The sequence below is a fragment of the Dactylosporangium sp. NPDC050588 genome (assembly GCF_040654975.1).
GTDB lineage: Bacteria > Actinomycetota > Actinomycetes > Mycobacteriales > Micromonosporaceae > Dactylosporangium > Dactylosporangium maewongense.
The window spans coordinates 62,638-82,298 of sequence record NZ_JBFAJA010000066.1 but is presented as its reverse complement, the minus strand read 5'-3'; the positions used below and the strand labels follow the sequence as shown (position 1 = coordinate 82,298).

Here is a 19,661-nt window from a genome sequence, read left to right as displayed (position 1 = left end):
GCTCCCCGTCGCCGCCGCGCTCGCCGCCGCCGGGCTGCTCGCCGCGCTCGGCCCGCCCGTGCTGCGCTATGTCCAGGCGGAGCTCGGCCGCGCCGTCGCCGTCATCGCCAAGGACCGCCTGTACGCGGCCGTCGGCCGGTTCACGCTGCTGCGGACCCTCGAGGACCCGGCGTTCCGGGACCGGCTGCGGATGGCCGAACAGGCCGGGAACGGCGGCCCGAGCCAGGTCGTCGACAGCGTCCTCGGCGTCGCCCAGGCCGTCGTGACGATCGCCGGCATGGCCGGCGCGCTCGTCGTCGTCTCGCCGTGGCTGGCCGCCGGTCTCGTCGCCGCGGCCGTCCCGGCGCTGGTCGCGGAGCTGCGGCTGAGCCGGCGCCGGGCCGCGCTCACCTTCAGCCTCAGCCCGGCCGAGCGGCGGGAGCTGTTCTACACCGACCTGCTCACCGACCTCAGCGCCGCCAAGGAGGTGCGGCTGTTCGGCGCCGGCGACCTGCTGCGCCACCGGATGCTCACCGAACTGCGGACCGTCAACGCCGGGCACCGCCGGATGGACCGCGCCGAGCTCGGCAGCCAGGTGTCCCTCGCGGCGCTGTCGGCTCTGTTCGCCGGCGCCGCGGTCGCCTGGACCCTCGTCGCGGCCGCCGCGGGCCGTCTCAGCGCCGGCGACGTCGGCGCCGTGATCCTCGCGGTCGCCGGTGTGCAGGCCGCGCTGTCGGGCGGCGTGCAGTACCTCGCGCTGGCCCATCATGCCGGGCTGCTGTTCGACCACTACCGCTCGCTGCTGGCCACCCCACCGGACGCCGGGGCGGCGCCGGCGGTGGGTGGACCGGTCGCCGGCGAGACCGGGATCGTCCTGGACGACGTGTGGTTCCGCTATGGCGACGAGCATCCGTGGGTGCTGCGTGGCGTCAGCGTCGCCGTCCCGCCCGGGTGCGCGGTCGCGGTCGTCGGCGAGAACGGCTCGGGCAAGAGCACCCTGGTGAAGCTGCTGTGCCGCCTGTACGACCCGACCCGCGGCACGATCCGCTGGGACGGCGTCGACCTGCGCGACCTGCCCGTCGAGGACCTCCGCCGGCGGGTGGCGGCCGTCTTCCAGGACTTCATGTGCTACGAGCTGACGGCCGCGGAGAACATCGCGCTCGGCGACACCGACGGACGCACCACCCTGGACACCGACCCGTCCCGGCTCGCGGAACCGGCGACGTGGGCCGGCATCCACGACACGCTGCTGGCCCTGCCCGGCCGGTACGACACCCTGCTGTCCCGCACGTTCGTCGACTACGACCGGCCGGAGGGGGTGCTGCTGTCCGGCGGGCAGTGGCAGCGGCTGGCGCTGGCCAGGGCGTTGCTGCGCGGGCGGCGGGACCTGCTGATCCTGGACGAGCCGAGCTCCGGGCTGGACGCCGCCGCCGAGCACCGCATCCACCGGGCGATCGCCGCCCACCGCGACGGCCGCACCAGCGTGCTGGTCTCCCACCGGCTCAACACGGTCCGCGACGCCGACCGCATCGTGGTCCTCGCCGACGGGCGGATCGCCGAGACGGGGACGCACGCCTCGCTGATGGCGGCCGGCGGCACGTACGCGACGCTGTTCCGGTTGCAGGCCAGCGGCTACGACCTGGACCCGGCGGCGCCGTGACGTGGGTGCTGCGGGTCTTCCTCCGCCCCTGGTGGCTGGTGGTCAGGGTGCACGGCGGCAGCATGGAACCCGCGCTGCACGACGGCGACCTCGTCCTGGCCCGCCGGCGGGCCGGCCGCACGCCGCGCCGCGGCGACATCGTGGTGCTGCGGCGCCCGGCCGCCGCCGCGCCACCGCCCGGCGCCGAGGTCGTCCACGGTGGACCCACGCCGGCCGCGCCGTCGCCGTGGCTGGTCAAGCGGGTCGCCGCCGTGCCGGGCGACCCTCTCCCACCGGACGTGCCGGCGGCGGCGCCGGGCCCGGTCCCGCCCGGCATGGTCGTCGTGCTCGGCGACCGTCCCGGCCTGGACTCCAGGCTGTTCGGTCCGGCGCCGCTCGCCACCGTCCACGCCACGGTCGTGCGGACCATCGCCTCCGCCCGCTGACCCGCGGGCCGGCCACCACAGTCCGGCCGAACGGCTGCGGCGGGCGCCGGCGGCTTCCCCGTACGATGGCGGCGGCCACACGGTGCGGGAGGTGAGGGCGACGGACCAGCGGCACGCGGGTCGCGCGCTCGTCGCCGTCTCCGCGGTCTCGTCGGGCGCGCTCGGCTGGAGCACCGCGCACCTGGTCACGTCGCGGCTGCTCGCGCACCGGCACGCTGCGGCGCACGGCATGGCCGACGGTGTCTCGCACGTCCACGCGGCCGAGCTGGCCGCGGTGGTCGTGGCGCTCGCCCTCACCGCGACGTCGCTGCTCGCGGTCACCGCCGCGGCGTTCGCGTCCGGCGGGCGGCTGCCGGCGCCGCGCAAACGGCGGCTGGCCCGCACCGCCGGGCTCTGGTCGACCGGAGCGTTCCTCGCGGCCGAGACCGCCGCCTGGGCCGCCTCCGACACGCACGTGGTGCCGCCGCCGGTCGTGCTGCTGCTCGGCCTGGCGGTGCACGGCGCCGCCGGCGTGCTCGCCACGCTGCTGTGGCGCGGCGCCGTGCGGCGCATCAGCCTCGCCGCCGCGGCGGCTGCCTCGCGGCGGTCCGATCCGCCGGTGCGGATGCGCGCCGTCGTGCGCGCGGCCGCCGGCGGCGAGTCGGTCTGGTCCGTGCTCCGGGTGGCGGGCCGAGCCCCGCCGGCGTCGGGAACGCCCGCATAGCGCTGTTTCCCAACGTCCGCCCGGGCGTCGCTTCGCCGTGCCCGGGAAACCCCGAGAGGCCTCCATGCGTCGACCCGCTCTGCGCCGGGGCACCGTCGTGCCCGGCGCCGCCCTGACCCTGCTGCCGCTCCTGCCGACCGCCGCGGAATAGGCCCGATGCCGCACGTACGCGCCGCCGCCGGCGCCCCCACCCCGGGGGGCACCGGCCCGTTACGGACGGGTGAACACGAAGAGTTCTGGCGGATCTCCGACACCGCCACGGCCCGGCGGGCTGCCATCATCCGAGGCATGGGGCGGTGGTGGATGTTGTGGCCGGCACGGGCCGGGCTGGCGTTCCTGCTCCTCCTGTCGTTACTGCTCGCGCCGCTGGCCAGCGCGCAGTCGGCGCACCTCCTGCAGGGGCACCCCGACGGCCACGCGGCGCCGGCCGGGCACGACCATCACGGCGTCACCGGTGAGCACTCCCACCAGCACCACCACAACGTGCTGCACACGGCCGGGGCGCCGGCGTACCCGCAGCAGCCGAAGCTGCCCACCGGCTCCGCGACCGTCATCACGGTCCCGGTCGGCGTCGCCACCGAACCCCCACCACCACCGGCGGTCCCGGACCGGGCCACCGGGCAACCTCGGCAGTCGCACCTCCAGGTATGGCGGATCTAGGCCGACACGGCGCTCGCGACGTGTCCTGACCGACGCCACACACCTGGAGCTCCCACATGCCCGCAACCGCCGACCGGCGGCCGCCGCACCATGCCCCCGACACGGAAACCCACACCGAAACCCACACCGAAACCCACGCCGGTGACCACACCGACCACCACACACCGGCCGCCGCCCCGCCGCGCGGACACCGCCTCGCCCACGGCAGCCTCGCCGGGCGGTGGGACGGGCGCGACAACGGCATCGGCGCCATCCGCCTCGGCCTCGCCGTCGCGGTCGTCCTCGCCCACGCCACGTCGCTGGGCTTCGGCTGGGAGGACCTCGGCCGGAGCCTGTTCCGGTCCCAGACCAACGTCGGCACGCTCGCGGTCTTCGGCTTCTTCGTCCTGTCCGGACTGCTCATCACCCGCTCCGCCGCGCACACGAGCGTCGGGCGGTTCGCCTGGCACCGCGCGCTGCGCATCCTGCCCGGCCTGTGGGTGTGCCTGCTCGTCACCGCGTTCGTCGCCGCGCCGGTCGTCGCGCTGCACCAGCGGGGCACCCTCGCCGGGTTCTGGGACGGGCCGAAGGGGCCGCTGCAGTACGTCGCCGGCAACTGGTTCACCGGCGTGCGCCAGTACGGCATCCAGGACCTCCTCGCCGACACCCCCTGGGGCCGCGAGATCGGCGGCAACAGCGTCTTCGACGGCGCGCTGTGGTCCCTCGTCTACGAGTCCACCTGCTACGCGGTCGTCGCGGTGCTCGCGGTGACGGCCGTGCTGCGCCGGGCGCGGTGGCTCGTGCCGGTGTTCGCCGCCGGGCTGTACGGCTGCATCGTCGCCGACCAGATCCGCGGCTGGACCTTGGAAGGGCCGCCGGCGCAGCACTACGGGTCGATCGTGCCGCCGCTGGTCGGCAGCGTCTCGGTGCAGTGGCTCATCTACCTCGGCGCGCTGTTCCTCACCGGCGCCACCATCGAGCTGTACCGCGACCGCGTCCCGATCCACGACGGCCTCGCCGCCGGCTGCCTCGTGATCCTGGCCGCGTCGCTCCTGCTGGGCGGGTTCTTCGTCGCCGGCTTCCCCACCCTCGCCTATCTGCTGGTGTGGGCGGCGGTCCGGGCACCGCGGCGGCTGCGCCGCGTCGGCGCCGTCAACGACTACTCCTACGGCATCTACATCTACGGCTTCGTCGTCCAGCAGCTCCTGGCGACGTTCGGCGCCAACCGCTGGGGCTACCTGCCCTACACGGCACTGAGCCTGACGATCACCGCCGCCGTCGCCTACGCGTCATGGCATCTCGTCGAACGCCGCGCGCTGACGCTGAAGCACTGGCGGCGGCGTCAGTCGTGCTCGGGCGCGCCGGTCAGATGATGGTCGGCCGCGTGGAACACCTCGGTCACGAGCCGGCGGACGTGCCCGCCGGCCGCCCGGTAGAGCACCCGCCGGCCGTCCCGCCGGGTGTGGACCAGGCCCGCGAGCAGCAGCTTGGCCAGGTGCTGCGACACCGCCGGGCGGGCGGCGCCGACCGCCGCCGTCAGGGTGCTGACGTCCTGCTCGCCGTCGCGCAGCACCCACAGCAGCCGCAGGCGGGTCGGGTCGGCCAGCATCCGTAGCGCGGTCACCGCGGTCGCGACCTGCGCGTCGGTCGGCGAGTCGACCGTGGTTTCGTCTGGTGCGTACATGAGCACTCACGGTACCGCGGGGGCCCGGCGATGGTGCGCGACGGCGGCGTGCGCGTCGGCGCTGTCGGGGTCGGTGTGGATGGTGGCCGCGGTGAGGCGGGGCACCGCGTGCAGCAGCCGGTGCTCGGCGTCGAGGGCGATGGCGTGCGCCTCGACGACCGTCAGCGTGTCCGCCACGACGAGATCGGTCTCCGCGTGCAGCCGGTGGCCGATCCAGCGCATCCGCAGCGCGGCGACCCTCCGCACGCCGGGCGTGCCGGCGAGGGTCGCCTCGGCGGTGTCCACGAGTGCGGGGTCGACGGCGTCCATGAGCCGGCGGTACACCTCCCGCGCCGCGTCCTTGAGCACGAACAGGATCGCGACGGTGATGGCCAGGCCGACGACCGGGTCGGCCCACCGCCAGCCGACGGCCACGCCGCCGGCGCCGAGGAGCACGGCGAGGGAGGTGAAGCCGTCGGTGCGGGCGTGCAAGCCGTCCGCGACGAGCGCCGCCGAGCCGATCCTCCGGCCGATGCGGATGCGATACCGGGCGACGAGCTCGTTGCCCGCGAAACCGGTCACGGCCGCGACCGCCACCCACGGCAGGTGGGTCACCGCGGCCGGGTTGAACAGCCGGTCGACGGCCTCCAGCCCGGCGAGGACCGCCGACGCGGCGATGGTGAGCACGATGACGATGCCGGCGATGTCCTCCCCGCGGCCGTATCCGTAGGTGTACCGCCGATCGGCGACCCGGCGCCCGACGATGAACGCCACCCCGAGCGGCACGGCGGTCAGCGCGTCGGCGATGTTGTGCAGCGTGTCGCCGAGCAGCGCCACCGACCCGGACACCAGCACGACCACGACCTGGATCGCGGCGGTCGCCCCCAGCACCAGCAGCGAGACCCACAGCGCGCGGATCCCTTCCCGCGAGGTCTCCAATGCGCCGTCGACCCTGCCCGCGGTGTCGTGCGAGTGCGGTGCCAGCAGATGCCCGACCCGGTGCCGTGCCGCCGCCCACCGGAAGTCCGGGTGGTGCCCGTGCTCGTGCCGATCGCCCATGCCTCCACTTTATGTGCTCATGTACGCACGCGACAACGTTGCAACTGCCACCGGTGGGCAACTGCCACCCGCCGTTGACCTTGCCGCATACGATCGGGCGCCTACCGGGGGCGGGAGGGCGCGTGCCGGATCGGATCCGCGACGAGCTGCTGGCCGAGCTGGCCGGGCGGCCGCTGGACGGGCGGGCGGTCGCCGCCCAGCTGGTCGACGTGGCCGAGCGTGGGCTGGTGACGCTGCGCTGGCACGAGCAGCCGGCCGGGTTGTGGGCGGTCGACGTGTCGCACGCGCGCGACCCCGCGACCAGGATCGGCGCGGCCGACGCCGCGCTGCTCGGTGAGCTGTTCGGCCCGGTGCGGGAGGTGTCGCTGCACCGGCACGCCGCCGCCGGCGCCGCCCGGAGGCTGTACCTGCGGGCCCGGCGAAGCGGCGAGACGGCGGGGCTCTGGCAGACCGTGCCGCCGGCATGGGACCAGCTGCGCGGCACCCTGGCCACCCTGGTGGTGGCGGTGACGGGCGTCGTCGCCGGTGCGGCGCTCGCCGAGGGCCCGGGCACGGCGGCCACCGCGGCGGCCATCGGCGTGCCGACCGCGGCCGGCCTGTACCTCGTCGTCCGCCGCCTGCTGACCGGGCCGCGGCTGACCGCGCGGGGCCGGGCCGCGGCCGCCGAGGTGCTCGACCGCGCCGAGCGGTGCCGCGCGCACGGCGGAAGCCTGGCCGACCACGTGGCCTTCGGCACGGTCCAGCACCGGCCGGCCGGCGCGCACCCACCGTCATGGGTCGACGGGCTGCCGTGGTGCGAGCCGTCCACACCACAGCAGGACACGGCGAAGCCGGACACGGCACAGCAGGACACAGCGAAGCCGGACACGGCACAGCAGGACACGGCGAACCGCCGGGCGATCGGCACCATGGCCGACCGGATCGCGGCGGCGTTCCGCCCGGCGTCCCGCTCCCCCGACATCGCCGGCGGTGGCGGCGGCTCCTGATGCCCCCCGCCGGCGCGGGTCGATGGCGCGGCGGCGGATCAGTCCCGGCGCAGGGTGCTCTCGATCAGGTCGTGGCCGAGGTCGAACCGGATGCCGTCGGGGTTGGCGAGGCCGGCGTCGTCGTACCAGGACTGGTCCGCCTCCGGGTGCGGGCCGACCAGCCCGACGCGCCCGGAGCCGTAGCCGGTGACGACGGCCGCGGCGCCGCCGGTGTCGTACGTGGCCAGAACCGTCGCCGGCGTGCCCGGCTTGGGGCGGAACAGCGCGCCGTCCTGGAAGAACATGTGCCGCCGCCGGCCCCGCCAGTCGACGCCGACGACGGTGTCGTCCTGGTCGTGGACCGTCGCCTCGGCGCTGTAGATGTACCCCTCGACGCCGACCCCGGCCAGCAGGCCGAAGCCGGGGTCGGCGGCGGCGAGGTAGGCGCCCAGGCAGAACCCGAGATAGTTGCCGCCGCCGTGCACGAAGCCGCGGACCTCCTCGGCGTGCCCGCGCAGGCGGCGCCACGCCTGGCGGACGTCGCCGCCGCCGGGCTGCGCGTACACGCTGGCCCCGGCGAGCGAGTCCGCGGACAGCGCCACCTGCTCGCCGGGGCCGCAGAACTCGGTCCGGAACCCGCTCGGCGCGCCGCGCAACAGGGCCGCGACCGCCTCGGAGCAGCCCGCGCAGGCGGCCGGGCCGCGGTAGACGAGGGCGAGCGGCCGGTCGCCGGACAGCATCATGTACCCGGTGCCGGCCGCCCCGCCGAGCGCGGCAAGGACACCGGCGGCGGCGCCCGCGCCGAGCAGGAACCGCCGCCGGTTCACCGGCCGCCGCCCTGCCCGGCCCCGGGTTGCGCCCGCCGCCGGACGGTGCGGCGGCGGCCGTCGCCGGGCCCATGCGGCCGTCGCTGCGCCCGCCGCGGCGCCGGCCCACCTGACCCCGGGCCATCTGCCCCTGACCTACCTGACGCCGAGCCATCAGGCGCCGGTCCACCGGACCCCGACCCTTCGGACGCCGTCGCAGCCGGTGCCTGCGCCGCCGACGCCGTCGTCGAATCCGTCGAGGATTCCGGGGACTTCGCCGGCGCCGAAGCCGGTGCCGGCGCCAACGCCGGTGCCGAAGCCGCCGGCACAGCCGAGACCGGCGCCGGCGAGGCCTGGACCGGGATGGTGGCGGTAGCTCTGATGGTGGCGGCGACCCGGACCGCGCCGCGGGACGTGGTCAACCGCCGGGCGCGGTTGGCCAGCGCCGCGACGGCCGCCTCCAGCGGGCCGCGGCCGACCGTTCCCCTGACCGCGAGGCCGATCAGCAACGCGCCGACGACCTGCACGAGACAGCCGTTCCCGGCGCTGTACGTGTCGAAATCCGAGTTGATGAACAGGATGTGCGCGGAGTAGAAGGTCAGCGTCATGCTGCCGGCCGAGGCCAGCGCCACCAGGATGACCGTGCACACCGGCCCCAGCACCCGGTGGGTGACGTGCGCGGCGAGCAGCATCAGGCCCAGCACCGCGACGGCGCAGCCGGCGGCGCCGAACATCTCGGGCGGCGTGCCCGTGTGCGCGGTGTCGACCGCCAGCCACCACCACGTGTTGGACGGTACGTTGCCGTTGCCGCCGAACTTGAGCAGCTCGGTCGTCTGCGCCGCCGTCAGGTCGCCGCGCGGCTGCGCGGCCCAGATGTGGGCCAGCCCCCCGTAGCGGTGCAGCAGCAGCGTGGAGGCCGTGTGCGCCGCGACGGCGACGGCCGTGCCGACGGCCAGCAGCAGGGCGGCGAACCGTCGCCGGCTCAGGTCCTGCCGCCCGATGACGATGCCGACGCACACGTACGCCAGCCAGGTCGGCGACGGGTAGAAGCCGGTGAACGTCAGCTCGGTGAGCATCCCGATCGGGTCCTGGACGAGCCGTATGAACGACGGGTTGCCGAGCTCCGGCTCCGGCAGCCGTGGCAGCAGGAAGTAGTTGCCGACCGGGCCCGCGGTCGCCAGGAGCAGCCCCACCACGGCGACGGTCCAGGTGCGCAGGAACACCAGCGGGATCGCCAGCAGGAACACCACCGCCAGGTACGGCAGGATCACCGCCTTGAGCGTCGTGTCGGCGGCGCAGACCAGGAATCCGACCACACCGATGGCGACAGCCCGGGCTGCCATCCCGGCGGCAACGGCGGGACGGTCGGCCGCCGGAACCCGTCGCCGGCCGGACACGAACGCGATGCCGACGCCGGCGAGCAGCGCGAAGGCCGCCGCCGCCCGCCCGCTGAACGCTCTGTCCGACCAGGTCGGGTTGCCTGCCGCGTCGGACTCCCACAGCGCGTGCAGGGTGATCATGCCGAGCAGCGCCACACCCCGGGCGGCGTCGATGCCGATGAGCCGTTGCCGGGTGCGTGGCGCCGCGGCTCGCGCGGGCGGCGCGGGCTCCACCAGGTCGCCGGGGCGCACCGCGCCGTCCCCCGCGCTGCGCTGCACAGCGGTCATGTCGTCATCACCGCGTCCACCAGGTCGAGGCCCAGGTCGACGCCGAGCCGGTCGACGTGCAGCCCGGCATCGGCGTACCAGTCGCCGGTCGCCTCCGGGTGGGGGCCGACGACCCCGACCCGGCCTGCCCCGAAGCCGGCGACGAGCGCGGCGACGGTGCCGTTGGGGTACGTGGCGACGACCGTCGCACCGGCGTCGGGCCGCACCCAGAAGTACGGGCCGTCCTGGAAGAACAGCGTCCGGGCGCGGCCCCGCCACGCGACCTCGACGAGCGTGTCGTGCGGCTCGACGACGGTGGCGGCGGCCGAGGCGATGTACTGGTCGGTGTCCCCCGGCAGCAGGCCGAAGCCGGGGGTCGCGCCGGCCAGGTACCCGCCGAGGCAGAAGCCGAGATACCGCCCGCCGTCGTGCACGAACTCGCGGATCGCGGCGCGGTGCCGGCGCAGGTGGCGGTAGCCGTGCGAGAGCAGGCCGCCGCCGGGCTGCGCGTACAGGACCGCGCCGGACAGGGCGCGCGCCGACACCTGCACGTCCTCGCCGGGGCCGACGAAGCGCACGTCGAAGCCCCAGCGGCTGCCGCGCAGCAGCTCGGCCACCGCCTCGGGGCAGCCGGGCAGGGACGCCGGCCCGCGGTACACCAGCGCCACCAGCGCCCCGCCGGACCCTCCCGTGGGCTGCGCGGCCGGCACGCGGCACGTCGCGGCCATGACGCGCCCGGCGCCGGTGCTCCGGACGCGCCGGGATGCGATCACCGCGACCCCTGTCGCGGCGGGTTGTCCAGGGTCAGGGCGGTGCACCGCACACCGCCGCCGCCCTTGGCGAGCTGGGTCGTGTCGAGCTCGACCACGTGCAGCTTCCGCTCGCGCAGCGCGGCGGCCAGGCGCGGCACCCCGCGGGTCATCGTCACGGTGCGGCCGTCGCTGATCAGGTTGAGCGCGAGGCGGGACGCCTCGTCGAGGCCGACCTCGATCAGGTCCAGCCCCAGCGCGCGCAGGCTGCCGCGGCTCGGCTCGTCGAGCGCCAGCGGGCAGTACGCCAGCGTGTGCGGGTCGATGACGGCGATGGCCAGGTCGAGGTCGTACCAACGCGGGCCGACGGTGCGCAGCGGGATCACGTCGTAGTCGAGCTCCTTGGCCAGGACGGCGTGCATGCGCTGGTCGGTGCGCTGCCCGTGGCCGGCAAGCAGCAGGTCGCCGCAGGCGAGGGCGTCGCCCTGGCCGCTGAACGGGAACGGCGCCTCGACCACCTCGTAGCCGCGGTCGACCAGCCACTCCTCGAAGTACGACACCTCCGCCTTGCGTTCCGGCGGCGGGAAGCCCAGCACGGCCCGCTCGCCGCGGACCACCGCGGCGTTCGCGGTGAACACCATGTCCGGGCACTCGGGCGCGGCGGGGATGTACTCGACGAGGCGGCCGGCGGCCAGGTGCGCGGCGACGATCGCGTCGTGCTCGGCGTTGGCCGCGGCCGGGTCGGGTTGCACGTCGGTGTGCATGTACGGGTTGATCTCGTAGTCGATGCGGAAGTGGGTGGCGTCGGAGACGAGCAGTTCGGTGTTCATGGGGCGGTGTCCTCCTTGATGTGTGACGGAATCTTGCGAAGCGGGCGGTGCGCACGCGACCGGCAGGCACGCGGACGGCGGGCGCCGGTGCGGGCCGGACGGCGGACGGTTCAGGCGGCGAGGGCCGGGAGGGTGGCCGGTGCCGGGAGGGTGGCCGGTGCCGGGAGGGTGGCGACGCCCTGTGCGGGGATGCCACGCCATCGGCTGCCGGGCGTGAGGTGTTCGCCCTTCATGAGCAGCGACAGCGAGCCGAGCGACACGCCGTCGCCGACGACGGCGTCGTACAGCACGATCGCCCGGGTGCCGATGCTGGCGCCGGCGCCGACGGTGACGACGGACATCTTCATCACCCGGTCCTCGAACAGGTGCGTCTGCAGCGACACCTCGGCGCCGACCGCGGCGTCGTCGCCGATCTCGACCAGGTCGAACTCGGTCAGGTACGTGGTGCCGATCCAGGTGCGCCGGCCGATGCGGGCGCCGAACCAGCGCAGCACCGGCGGCAGGAACGGGGTGCCGACGAGCATGCCGACCCCGGCCGGGATCGCCGCGGCCTCGTACAGCCCGGTGACGAACTCGGTGCGCCGCACGAACGTGCTCCACAGCGGCTCGACCCTGGGCCGGTAGGCGCCGATGATGCTGCGTTTCGTGGCCGCGCAGCACCCGATCACGGCGGCGCCCGCGGCCATGACGACCAGCGGGGAGACCAGCGCCGGCACCGGCAGGTCACGGCCGCGGGCCAGCGCCGACAGCACCCACAGGTACAGGTAGACGCTCATGCCCAGCAGCGAGGCGGGCACGGTCGCGCGGGCGAACTCGACGGCGAGGCGGTGCGCCACCACCTGCCGCGGCGGGCGGAACGTCTCCTGCTCGGAGAACGTGCCGCTGCTCTGCCGCCGCGGCAGGTGCATCGCGGGCGAGCCGAGCCACGAGGTGCCGTCGGGGACGTCCTCGTCCGGCGGCAGGGTCTGCACGCCGACGAGGCTGCCGGCGCCGAGGGTGGTGCCGGCCGGCACGAACGCCGCGTTGCCGACGAACGCCCGGTGCCCGACCCTGGTCGGCAGCAGCGCCATCCGCCCGTTGGCGAACGTGGCGGCGCCGACGCTGGCCATGTCGGCCACGAAGCTGTCCGGGTCGAGGGTGAGCAGGTCCGGGTCGAGGTGCGCGGCGGTGGACACCTCGGCACCCCGCCCGACGCGGGCGCCGAGCAGCCGCAGCCACGGCACCGTGTACAGCGTGGAGTACAGCGAGTTGGTGAACAGCAGGCTGAACTCCAGCAGCTTGTCGGCGATCCACTTGCGGACGCCGAGGCCGGAGCGGGCCGGGTGGATGCCGGCCGGGGCGTGCCGCAGCACGAGGCGTTTGCCGCCCGCGATGACCGCGCAGGTGGTCAGCACGTAGAGCGGCCCGGCGGGGACGGTGGCGACGAGACCGGCGAGCAGCCCCCACTTCAGCAGCGCCCACCAGACGAGGACCACGCTGGGCACGACGGTCGCGATGGCGCTCAGCTCGAGGCCGACGGCACCGAGGCCGGCGGCGAGCAGGTGCTTCGGGTGCCAGTTCTGGCGGCGGCCCTTGGCCGCCAGCATGACCTCCACCGTCGAGCACAGCGCGTCGACGGGCGCCGCCGGGGAGCCCGCCCACCGCGCGCCGGGCGGCACGGTCTCGCCCTGCTCGAGCACGGACTGCTCGCCGAGCCCGGCGCCGGACCGCACCGACGAGCCCGGCTCGAGCACGGCGTTGGCGCCCACGAACGCGTGCCGCGCGACCGTGATCGGCTCGACGACGACCCAGCCGTGCTCGACCCGCCACGGCCGCATCGACACGCCGTAGCCGACGGTGGCGTCGGACTCGATCTCGATCATGGTGGGGACGCCGATCGAGCTGGTCGCGATCGTGGTCCGGGCGCCGACGCGGGCGCCGAGCAGCCGCAGGTACACCGCCATCAGCGGCGAGCCGCTGAGCACGGTCATCGGCCCGAGCGCCAGCAGCAGGTCGAGCATCCACAGCCGCACGTAGGTCGGGCCCCATAGTCGGTACCGGCCGGGGCGGATGCCTGCCGCGACCGGCCGGGCGAGCAGGACCGGCACGATCCAGCGCACGCCGAGGTAGCTCACCAGGATCGCCATCATCAGCTGGGCGAGGACCTCGACGGACACGCGGCCGTTGTTCCAGGTGTACACATAGGACACCGGCAGCGTGATGAGCAGCACCAGCAGGTAGATGACGAGCGCCTGGCCGGCGCCGGCGGCCGCGATGCGGCGGCTGCCGTGGCGCAGCGGCGCCGGGCGGCGCGGCGCGGCCAGCCCGGTCACGGGCGCGGCGAGCCGGCCGGCCAGGCCGCGCACCGTCGGGTTGCTGTACAGGTCGCGCACGGCGGGGCTGGCGCCGATGCCGCGCGTGCGCAGCAGCGACACGACCCGTGCGGCGAGCAGCGAGTGCCCGCCCAGGTCGTCGAAGAAGTGCGCCTCGACCGACAGGGCCTGCGGTTCCAGTCCGAACGCCTCGGCCCACACCGCGCGGACCTGCTCCTCGAGGTCGGTGTCGGCGGCGACGACGGTGCCGCGGGCGGGGCGCCGGTGCACCGGGGCCGGCAGCCGCTTGCGGTCGACCTTGCCGCTCGGCATGGCGGGCAGCGCCTCGACCACGTCGAGGTACGCCGGCACCATGTACCCGGGCAGGCGCTCCTGCAGCTGCTCGAACAGGTGGGGCACCAGCGACCCGTCCGCGGCACCGTCGGGTGCCAGGCAGACGATGTAGGCGGCGAGCTCCTTGGGCGCGTCGGGGGCGTCGCCGATCGGGGCGAGGGCCACGACCGCCTCGCTCACGCCGGGGTCCTCCAGCAGCACGCTCTCGATCTCGCCGAGGTCGACCCGGTGGCCGCGGATCTTGACCTCGGCGTCGGCGCGGCCGAGGTACTCGACCTCGCCGTCGGCGGTGAGCCGGCCGAGGTCGCCGGTGCGGTACAGGCGCGATCCGGGCGGTGCGAGTGGGTGCTCGACGAACCGGTCGGCGGTCAGCTCGGGCCGGCCGACGTAGCCGCGGGCGACGCCGGGGCCGCCGATGCAGATCTCGCCGACCTCGCCGTCGCGGACCGGCCGGCGCTGCTCGTCCAGCAGCACGACGCTGTAGGTGGGCAGCGGCCGGCCGATGGTGACGATCCGCCCGGGCAGCAGCTCGCACCAGGTCGCGGTGACGGTCGCCTCGGTCGGCCCGTAGGTGTTGAGGATGCGCCGGCCCGGCCGGCTCCACCGCTCGACGAGCTGGCCGGGGCAGGCCTCCCCGCCGACGAGGACGCTGCGGATGCGGGGCAGCTCCCGGGGGATCGTCGCCAGCAGGGTCGGCACGCAGTACAGGACGGTGATGCCGGACGAGTCGAGGAAGTCGGCGAGCTCGGCGCCGAAGCGCCGCGAGTCGGTCGGCCCGGCGACGAGGGTGGCGCCGACGGACCACGTAGGCCAGATCTCCTCGATCGAGAAGTCGAAGGCGATCGTCATGCCCTGGTAGACCCGGTCGCCGGGGCGCACGTCGTACACCCCCGGCACGACGTCGAGGAAGTTGCAGATGCTGGACTGGGCCACCTCCACGCCCTTCGGGCGGCCGCTGGAGCCCGAGGTGTAGATGATGTACGCGGCGGGGTCGCCGGCGGCGTCCGGCTCCGGTCGGAGTGCGGGTGCCTCGGCGGCGCCGTCCCCGCCGGTCTCCGCGGTCTCCTCGGGGCCGCCGGTGCTGTCGACGCGCAGCACCGGGCAGGGCAGCCCCTCGGCGCGGTCGGCGAGCTCCGCCGACGTCAGCAGCAGCGCGATCGCCGAGTCCTCGGCGATGTAGGCGACCCGGTCGGCGGGCGACTCCGGGTCGATCGGCACGAACGCCCCGCCGGCCTTGCCGACGGCGAGCAGCGCCACGTACGTCGCGACGGAGCGCTGCAGCAGGATCGCCGTCCGGGCGCCGCCGCGGATGCCGAGGCCGCGCAGCCGGTGCGCGAGCCGGTTGGCGCGCTCGTCGAGGTCCTGGTAGGTGAGGCGGATCCCGTCGCATTCCAGCGCGACGGCGGTGGGGGTGCGGTCGCACGCGGTCTCGAACACTTGGTGCAGGCGGCGCGCCGTGAGCTCGTGCTGCCGGGACGGCGGCGCGGTCGTCCTGGTGGTTGCCTGGATCAAAATTTCAGCCCTATCTCTGCTGATGCCGCCGCGGCACAGGTGCGGGCCAGCGGCGCGGCTGCCGCCAAGGCGCAGCGGGGCACCGCGGCCGGTGTGGGACCGGCCGCGGGTCTCAGCGACAGTCATGAACGGGGGCGCGCCGGGGGCGGGACCCGGGGCGTGCCGTGCCACAGCGTGACCGGGTGCGGTCCAACGGAGGCAGCGGCACCTGGGTGGGCACCGCATCCCCAGATTGCCGCCCCGGTTCAGGTCACGGGAGCGGCGTCGGTCAGTTCTCACCACGAGACCACCCACGGCGCGCCGCCCCCACCCTCAGCGGCCGCGACGGTGGGCCGAGGCGCCCTGCGCGCGTCACACGTCGCCTCACCGGGGCACGCGACCCGGGTTCGCGGTGCGGGGAAGCCGGCGTGCCGGGGGTCGATCCCGGACGCCTGCACCAGGTGCGGCGGGTCCGTGGCGGCGAGCAGCACCAGCGCGGCGCCGATCCACTTCGGACGGAGTCGGGCGGCGTGATCCGGCCCGCCGGCGCCACGACCTTCACGGGCGGGCGAGTGGGCGGACGGGCCGGTCGCCGGAGTCGTGCTGGTCTCGGGCGGCGTGATCCGGCCCGCCGGCGCCACGACCTTCACGGACGGGCGAGCGGGTGGGCGGACGGGCCGGTCGCCGGAGTCGTGCTGGTCTCGGGCGGCGTGATCCGGCCCGCCGGCGCCACGACCTTCACGGACGGGCGAGCGGGTGGGCGGACGGGCCGGTCGCCGGAGTCGTGCTGGTCTGCGTGCGGGCCGCGCATCGCCCCTCGGCGCCGCGCATCCGCCGAGCGGGCTACCGGCCCGTGCTCAGGTCCGGCGCTGCGTCGGCACCGTCGCCAGGGTCGCCCAGATCACCTTGCCCGCCGCGGTCCGCGTCGCCCCCCAGGCGCGCGCCGACCGCGCGACGATCCCGAGCCCGAGGCCCCGGACGTCCAGCGGCACATCCTCGCGCTGCACCGGCCTGATCATGCGGGGCAGCGCCGGATCGCCGTCCTCGACCGCGAGATGCAGCAGGTCCCAGCGGCGGGAGGCGGTCACGGTGAACGGCGTCCGCGCGTGCTGCACGGCGTTGGTCACGAGCTCCGAGATGATCGCCCGGGCCGGGTGCAGCAGCGCGCGCAGGTCCCAGGCAAGGACCGTGTCACCGATGAACGACCGCGCCGTCGACGGCGCCATGGCCTCCGGCTGCAGGTCGAGCCTGACCCGGCCGAACGGCGGCGTCCTGTGGCTGAGCGCGTCCTGCGCCGCGGCCATGGTGGTGTAGATCGGGATCCGTGTCTCGAGCCCGGAGGCGGCCAGCTTGCGCCTGGCGGCGTCGGATGCCACGAGCACCAGCGGGACCGGCGGCCGGATGGAGCCGCTGTGCCGCTCGGCCAGGAGGACCGCGCCGACGAGCGCGGGGTTGGGCTGCTCGACCGCCGTCAGGTTCAGCAGCAGCGCCCTTGGATGCTCAGCGAGGCCCTTCCGCACCGCGGTGGCGAGGTCGGTCTTGACCCGCCCGTCCCACACCCCCTCGACGATGACCTCGACTGTGCCCTGCTCGATGTCGCTGCGCAGACCCACCCTCGACTCGATCACCGCCGCCCCACTTCTCTTTCCATCCCGCTGGGTCGGATGCCGCGCCCTCGGACCCGGAGTGTGGCCATCATCCAATAAGAATTGCGCTGCGGCAGCGAAACGGCCAATCCCGTTGGATTTGACCGGTACCGCGGCCTCACCGGATCACTGCAAATCCGTTGTTTTCCGACAATATGCCTCCGGTCGCTCTCGGTCACCGTGCGGGGAGCGGGACCCACAGCTCGACCTCGGTGCCGATGCCCGGGCGGCTCTTGACGGTCGCGGTGCCGCCGAGGTCGTGGATCCGGCCGCGGATCGACTGCTCCACCCCCAGGCGGCCGGCCAGGGCCGCGTCCCGCAGCCTGTGCGGCTCGAAGCCGGCACCGTCGTCGCGGACCGTCACGCGCACGCCGTCGTCCTCGTCCTCCAGAAGGATCCAGGCCCGCGCGCCCGGACCGGCGTGCTGCCGGACGTTGTCCAGTGCCGCCTGGACCGCCGCGACCAGCTCGGCCGCCGGGACGGCCGGCAGCATGACCGGGTCGACCGGGGCGGCGACGTCGACGGTGGGCGAGGACAGCCCGGTGAGCCTGGCCCGCAGGTCGGCCTCGGCGCCCGCGCCGGGTGGCGCCGGGTTGCCGCTGAGCAGGTTGCGCAGGGCCACCTCCTGCTCGCCGGCCAGCGCCGCCAGTTGGGCGCCGGCACCGCCGAGCTCCGAGCCCTCGCGCTGGACCATGGCGAGGACCTGCAGCACGCCGTCGTGGATCGGCCGGGCCAGCCGGTCCCGCTCCGCGGCGGCCGCCTCCTGCCGGATCAGCTCGGCCTGCTTGCGCTCCGCCCAGCGCTCGGAGAGATAGTGCGCGATGCCCAGCCCGCCGATCGCCGCGGCCGACACCAGCAGCAGGATGCCGGCGGTGTCGAGGCGGAGCGTCGTGCCGATCGACCGCGGCGCCGCGCCACCCAGGTCGATCACCGGGGCGGTCTTGACGCCGGCGACGACGAGCACGCCGGCGATCGGGCCGAGGACCGCGGGGAGCGAGCCGCGCGGGGCGAGCACCGGTGCCGTGGCCCCGGCAACCGCGGTCGCGGCCCCGGTGACCAGCACGATCATCAGCAACGCCGGCGTCGCACCGTACTGCCCGGCGAGCTTCTGCGGGTCGCCGCTCGTGCCCGAGAACGCGATGAACAGGCACGTCGCCGCGCCCACCGTGAGCGCGACCGTTGCCGCGACCCGCCACCTGGTCGCCGCGGCCGCCACGCCGATCGCCACCCCCAGCAGCGCGGCGGACCAGCGGGCGGGGCCCGCGTCCCTGGTCGCGAGCAGCGCGATCGCCAGCGGCGCGGAGACCGCGATCTGCGCCGTCGCCGCGGTCAGCGCCCCGGCCAGCGACCACACCCCGGCCAGCGTGGCCAGGACCACCGCCGCCGCGAGGGTCATCCCGCCGAGAATGGCGGTCCTGGCGTTCGGGGAGTTGGCGAGCGTCCGCCAGCTGACGCCCAGCAGGTCCGCGAGCCGCTCGGTGGAGAGCATGGCGAACGGCAGCGCCACGAGCGCCACCAGCCCGCCGGTGACGATCGGCCGCAGCCGCTTCCAGCTCCAGGCCTTCTCGTCCGGCAGCCCGACCGCGGCCGGATCGCCGCGCCGCCACCACCAGGTCGCCGGGGCGACGGCGGCGAGGCCGGCCACGACCAGCAACCCGCGCCAGATGGGCAGCGCCGGGTCCATAAACTGATAGATGGTGCCCGGCAGGGCCTGGCCGAAGAGGCCGAACCCGATGACGAGACCGGCCACGGCGGCGCCCAGACCCGGCGCGCCGGTGCACAGCAACCGCTGCGCGGCGCCGAGCGCCCCGATGGCGAGGACCGGGAACGCCGCGCTGGACAGGTGGTAGAAGGTCATCGTGTCCGGATACGGGACCAGGTCCGGCCACGCGATCGGCACGCACAGCAGCCCGCCGACCGTCAGCAGGTAGGGCCACCACCGCAGCAGGCACAGTGCCAGCACGGTCGCCACGGTGGGGATCAGCGGCGTGTACGGGTCGGGCCCGTAGTACGCGTCGGGCCCCTGTACGCCGAGCCGCGGCGAGAATCCTCCCCCGTGCGAGGACTGCACCACCGCGACCAGCAGACCACCGCCCAGACCCGCCAGCGCGATCCACCACCGCAACGCCCGTTCATGCATGCCGATGATCATGACCGATGGGCCGCGTGCGCGACGGCCGGGTGTGCCAGGCGGGCCGGCCGGCCCTCCGGGTGGTACTCGAAATGCCACCATTCGTTGTCATACATCCGGTACAGGCCGTACCGTGCGCCGTACACCTCGAGCCAGCGCGCACCCTCCGACGGCCGCACGTCGAGGGCCAAACCCGCGACGTGCCGCGACTCGTCCGGCGGCAGCGTCCACCGCCGGGCCAGCTCCTCCGAACCGCAGCGCTCGACCTGCGCGGCGTACAGCGCGGCCTGGGCGGCCGCGTCCCGGTGGCCGGAGGTCAGCCCGAGCAGCTCGCCGTGCCGCCACAGCGCCCGCGTGCGGGCCGCCTCGAACGCCGCCCGCGTCGCGGGGGTGAGCCCGGCCAGGTCCTCGGCCGGGAAGCGCAGGGTCAGCGCCCACTGGCAGGCGGTGTGCCGCGCCCGTCCCGGCGTGACCAGCGCGGCGACCGGTGTCAGCGAGACGGCCAGCAGGCGGGTGACCGCGCGGTACAGCGGGTCACGGCGCCGGACGACGCCGTGCCGTCGGGCGACCACCATCGATTGGTTCAGGGCCATGCACAGAACATTCCGCACCGGCGGCGGCCGG

General features: G+C 75.4%; 17 protein-coding genes. 6 read left to right on the top strand and 11 right to left on the bottom strand.

Annotation, left to right across the window (positions count from 1 at the left end):
• The 5 genes from AB0I21_RS38200 to AB0I21_RS38180 all read left to right on the top strand — a co-directional run.
• Window positions 1–1,639, top strand: a 1,639-nt coding sequence (locus AB0I21_RS38200) for an ABC transporter ATP-binding protein (protein ID WP_360568577.1), incomplete at its 5' end; no start/stop codon positions are given.
• Window positions 1,636–2,064 (top strand): S26 family signal peptidase, encoded by a 429-nt coding sequence (locus AB0I21_RS38195; protein WP_360568576.1) that lies wholly within the window; start codon window positions 1,636–1,638, stop codon window positions 2,062–2,064. The genes AB0I21_RS38200 and AB0I21_RS38195, both read left to right, overlap by 4 nt.
• Window positions 2,065–2,155: 91 nt before the next feature.
• Window positions 2,156–2,767, top strand: a complete 612-nt coding sequence (locus tag AB0I21_RS38190) for a hypothetical protein (RefSeq protein ID WP_360568575.1) — start codon at window positions 2,156–2,158, stop codon at window positions 2,765–2,767.
• A 288-nt stretch (window positions 2,768–3,055) separates the two neighbouring features.
• The gene (locus AB0I21_RS38185) at window positions 3,056–3,427 is read left to right on the top strand and encodes a hypothetical protein (protein WP_360568574.1); all 372 of its coding nucleotides are present in this window, start codon (window positions 3,056–3,058) and stop codon (window positions 3,425–3,427) included.
• Between the two features lie 56 nt (window positions 3,428–3,483).
• On the top strand, window positions 3,484–4,779 hold the full coding sequence (locus AB0I21_RS38180) for an acyltransferase (protein WP_360568573.1): 1,296 nt from the start codon (window positions 3,484–3,486) through the stop codon (window positions 4,777–4,779).
• Here AB0I21_RS38180 and AB0I21_RS38175 read toward each other — a convergent pair.
• Both AB0I21_RS38175 and AB0I21_RS38170 read right to left on the bottom strand, forming a co-directional pair.
• A complete protein-coding gene (locus tag AB0I21_RS38175; protein ID WP_344514640.1) occupies window positions 4,749–5,090 on the bottom strand; it encodes a metalloregulator ArsR/SmtB family transcription factor in 342 nt (113 codons plus the stop codon). The genes AB0I21_RS38180 and AB0I21_RS38175 overlap by 31 nt on opposite strands.
• A gap of 6 nt (window positions 5,091–5,096) precedes the next feature.
• Entirely contained in the window at window positions 5,097–6,128 is a 1,032-nt protein-coding gene (locus tag AB0I21_RS38170) for a cation diffusion facilitator family transporter (protein WP_360568572.1), read from the bottom strand.
• Between the two features lie 122 nt (window positions 6,129–6,250).
• Here AB0I21_RS38170 and AB0I21_RS38165 point away from each other — a divergent pair, with 122 nt between their 5' ends.
• Window positions 6,251–7,114, top strand: coding sequence for a hypothetical protein (locus AB0I21_RS38165; RefSeq protein WP_360568571.1), 864 nt, complete (start codon window positions 6,251–6,253; stop codon window positions 7,112–7,114).
• Between the two features lie 38 nt (window positions 7,115–7,152).
• Here the strand turns inward: AB0I21_RS38165 and AB0I21_RS38160 are convergent, their stop codons facing one another.
• The 9 genes from AB0I21_RS38160 to AB0I21_RS38120 all read right to left on the bottom strand — a co-directional run bounded on the left by AB0I21_RS38160 (window position 7,153) and on the right by AB0I21_RS38120 (window position 19,630).
• Window positions 7,153–7,920 carry a BPL-N domain-containing protein gene (locus tag AB0I21_RS38160; RefSeq protein ID WP_360568570.1) on the bottom strand — a complete coding sequence of 256 codons (768 nt, stop codon included), beginning with the start codon at window positions 7,918–7,920 and terminating at the stop codon, window positions 7,153–7,155.
• Window positions 7,917–9,566: a heparan-alpha-glucosaminide N-acetyltransferase domain-containing protein gene (locus AB0I21_RS38155; RefSeq protein ID WP_360568569.1), complete on the bottom strand. Its 1,650-nt coding sequence runs from the start codon at window positions 9,564–9,566 to the stop codon at window positions 7,917–7,919. Before AB0I21_RS38155 ends, AB0I21_RS38160 begins: the two co-directional genes overlap by 4 nt.
• Window positions 9,563–10,318 carry a BPL-N domain-containing protein gene (locus AB0I21_RS38150; RefSeq protein WP_360568568.1) on the bottom strand — a complete coding sequence of 252 codons (756 nt, stop codon included), beginning with the start codon at window positions 10,316–10,318 and terminating at the stop codon, window positions 9,563–9,565. The genes AB0I21_RS38155 and AB0I21_RS38150 overlap by 4 nt, the downstream gene beginning before the upstream one ends.
• Window positions 10,315–11,124 carry an arginine deiminase-related protein gene (locus tag AB0I21_RS38145; protein ID WP_360568567.1) on the bottom strand — a complete coding sequence of 270 codons (810 nt, stop codon included), beginning with the start codon at window positions 11,122–11,124 and terminating at the stop codon, window positions 10,315–10,317. The genes AB0I21_RS38150 and AB0I21_RS38145 overlap by 4 nt, the downstream gene beginning before the upstream one ends.
• Window positions 11,125–11,234: 110 nt before the next feature.
• Window positions 11,235–15,281, bottom strand: coding sequence for a Pls/PosA family non-ribosomal peptide synthetase (locus AB0I21_RS38140; RefSeq protein WP_360568566.1), 4,047 nt, complete (start codon window positions 15,279–15,281; stop codon window positions 11,235–11,237).
• Window positions 15,282–15,556: 275 nt separating this feature from the next.
• Entirely contained in the window at window positions 15,557–15,910 is a 354-nt protein-coding gene (locus AB0I21_RS38135) for a hypothetical protein (RefSeq protein ID WP_360568565.1), read from the bottom strand.
• Window positions 15,911–16,117: 207 nt separating this feature from the next.
• Window positions 16,118–16,888 (bottom strand): ATP-binding protein, encoded by a 771-nt coding sequence (locus tag AB0I21_RS38130; protein WP_360568564.1) that lies wholly within the window; start codon window positions 16,886–16,888, stop codon window positions 16,118–16,120.
• Between the two features lie 193 nt (window positions 16,889–17,081).
• Window positions 17,082–19,046: an ATP-binding protein gene (locus AB0I21_RS38125; RefSeq protein ID WP_360568563.1), complete on the bottom strand. Its 1,965-nt coding sequence runs from the start codon at window positions 19,044–19,046 to the stop codon at window positions 17,082–17,084.
• A gap of 8 nt (window positions 19,047–19,054) precedes the next feature.
• Window positions 19,055–19,630: a D-alanyl-D-alanine carboxypeptidase family protein gene (locus AB0I21_RS38120; RefSeq protein WP_360568562.1), complete on the bottom strand. Its 576-nt coding sequence runs from the start codon at window positions 19,628–19,630 to the stop codon at window positions 19,055–19,057.
• Window positions 19,631–19,661: the final 31 nt, after the last annotated feature.

Excerpts from the sequence above, each read along its gene's own strand:
- AB0I21_RS38180 (WP_360568573.1), top strand. The coding sequence starts at position 3,484 with ATGCCCGCAACCGCCGACCGGCGGCCGCCGCACCATGCCCCCGACACG.
- AB0I21_RS38155 (WP_360568569.1), bottom strand. The coding sequence starts at position 9,566 with ATGACCGCTGTGCAGCGCAGCGCGGGGGACGGCGCGGTGCGCCCCGGC.
- AB0I21_RS38145 (WP_360568567.1), bottom strand. The coding sequence starts at position 11,124 with ATGAACACCGAACTGCTCGTCTCCGACGCCACCCACTTCCGCATCGAC.
- AB0I21_RS38125 (WP_360568563.1), bottom strand. The coding sequence starts at position 19,046 with ATGCATGAACGGGCGTTGCGGTGGTGGATCGCGCTGGCGGGTCTGGGC.
- AB0I21_RS38120 (WP_360568562.1), bottom strand. The coding sequence starts at position 19,630 with ATGGCCCTGAACCAATCGATGGTGGTCGCCCGACGGCACGGCGTCGTC.
- AB0I21_RS38175 (WP_344514640.1), bottom strand. The coding sequence starts at position 5,090 with ATGTACGCACCAGACGAAACCACGGTCGACTCGCCGACCGACGCGCAG.
- AB0I21_RS38185 (WP_360568574.1), top strand. The coding sequence starts at position 3,056 with ATGGGGCGGTGGTGGATGTTGTGGCCGGCACGGGCCGGGCTGGCGTTC.
- AB0I21_RS38170 (WP_360568572.1), bottom strand. The coding sequence starts at position 6,128 with ATGGGCGATCGGCACGAGCACGGGCACCACCCGGACTTCCGGTGGGCG.